We start from the raw sequence: 2,224 nt of genomic DNA on the forward strand, positions 1-2,224 counted from the left end.
TAAACTTTGCAGGCTCGTCATTATTCCACTCCGTCCATGTCCGTTATTCCTTCGTTATTTGTCAGCGCCTGCGCGCCCGCCTCCACGCTGAATATCTCTTCCGGAAGGCGAAATCCACGCAGCCCCAGCAGCGCCAGCGGCCCGTCCCCGAGCTGCGTGCGCAGCACCCACTCCAGCCTGCGTCCGTCCGGTGCCCTGAAGCTCAGCATCCACTGGCTGCGGTCCACTTTCTGCCGCCGCCCCTGCTCCAGCCACCGCAGCAGGCCCCACGTCCCGCTGTAATCTCCGTACAGCCGCGCTCCCGCGCTGGTTGACGTCCACGTCAGCGTCGTCCCCGGCTTAAAGGTCTCTCCCGGCCAGCGGAACCTCTGCCACTCCGCCGCCTGGTTAAAATAGTGCAGCTTCTGCCCGTCTATGGTCAGCTGCGTTTCCACCACCTCCGGCACCGCCCGCGCCTGCAGCTCAAAGCCGATACCCTGGCTGCCGTCGGTGAACAGGATATCCGACAGCTGGCTCAGTTGGTTCACCGCCCGTAAAAATGCCGGGTTAAAGTTCAGCCCCTGCCCGTGCGCGCTGTCCGCCACCCACCGGCTGCCCTCTTTGTGCAGCACGCCGTTCAGCTCCGTCTTCAGAAAACGCTCTATCCGCCCGCTGTCCTTGCGGATAAACTCCGCCAGCATCGGCAGCGAGGCGTCGCTTTTCCCCGCCGCGAACGGATAGCGCCCGTCGAACGCCGTATGCCAGTCCGCCGCCACCGAGCGGCTCCACCGCGCGTTCAGGCTCGCCGCCGACGGCTGCAGCACCGTCTCCCACGCCTGGCTCAGCGGCTGTACGAACATCGTTCGCCCGAAGCCGCTCCACTCCTCGCCCAGGCTCGCCGCCACCAGGCTGCCGTACTGCTGCGTGTCCGTCAGGTCGATGCTTTTTCCCCGGAACACCGTCTGCGCCAGCGACTGCATCATCTCCTGCGGGTCCGCGCTTCCCGCCACCTGCTGCAGCCGCAGCCGCACCCGCGTGATGCGCGTCAGGTAAGTCTGCAGGCTCAGGGAGCTGTCCGCCGACATCATGACTCCGCCCTTGTTTTTTCCCATCAGCGAGAGCAGCGGGCCGAAGGTCTCATCCAGCGGACCCTGCGGCCCTGCGGCTCCCCGATCGATCGCCGGCTTATCCCTGTTGCCTATCAGCTCCTTCGCCGACTTCAGCACTGAATCCGTCAGCCCGGCGCTCTGCTGCCCCGCCTGGCCCTGCCAGGCCAGCGTGTTCATCAGCGCAATCACCGGCGACTGGCGGACGTCGCTCATCAGCGTCAGCTGGTCGGTCACGTCCGCGATATTGCGCGCCGGATTCCAGCGCAGGCTGTTGAGAAAGCTCAGCCAGCTGCCCGCAAAATCAGTAAAGTAGCGCCGGATCAGCCGCGCCTTCAGCGCCTCCGGCGAGACCCCCCAGGCCACCTCCCCGCGGCTGTCGCTCAGCACCCAGTCGATCTCTTCGCGGCGGCTGTTGACCACTTTTTCGATCGCCTGCTGGATCTCGCCCTCCCACGCCTGCCGGGTGAACATCCCCGGCACCACCGCGTCGGTGGTGAACAGACGCCGGGCGTCGGTGCCGCTGGTCATCTCTTCCAGCGTCACATCGGCAAAGTTCCGCCGCACCGATTTGAGCATATTTTCATAGAGGGTGCTTTCGGCGTTGCGATGACCCATCTGCTGCAGGAGCACCTGCCGGGCCTGGCGTACCAGCGTTTCATCCGGCGCGATTTTCCACTGCGGCTGGTGCGGCAGCGCGTTGATCCAGAAGGCCCACAGGTCCGGGGCCAGGCTCTGCCACAGCCCCGTGGAGATCCCTTCATGGGTCGGCTGCACCGCCTTCATGGTCTGCGCAAAGAACGCCGCATCCGCACGATCCGGGCGGGCCATCATCAGCCAGGCCTTCAGCCAGTCGTAGCCCTGCCGGGCCAGCGCCGTACGCAGCGCGCTGCCCGGCGGCGAGCTGACCAGCTCGTTCAGCTTCTGCGTCAGCGCCGCATTCGCCGGATCGCGGAGCAGGCGATTATTGGCCACCCCGTACCAGGGAAGCATCGCGTTGAGCAGCGGCGCGCTGTGATCCAGCCCGAACCGCTGATACCACGGCGCTCCCCGATCAATACGGTGCTGCAGACGCCCGGCATCGTTACGCAGGGCGTGCAGCGCGGTAAGCTGCGCCTCCAGAGAGGCCGTCGTCTGCG

General features: G+C 65.9%; 1 protein-coding gene. It reads right to left on the minus strand.

All coding sequences use genetic code 11. The features are described 5' to 3' along the window. Nucleotides 1–20: 20 nt before the first annotated feature. Nucleotides 21–2,224, minus strand: a 2,204-nt coding sequence (locus tag GJV78_RS22505) for an ImcF-related family protein (protein ID WP_330998843.1), incomplete at its 5' end; no start/stop codon positions are given.

The sequence above is a fragment of the Intestinirhabdus alba genome (assembly GCF_009711095.1).
In the GTDB taxonomy this organism is placed as follows: Bacteria; Pseudomonadota; Gammaproteobacteria; order Enterobacterales; family Enterobacteriaceae; genus Intestinirhabdus; species Intestinirhabdus alba.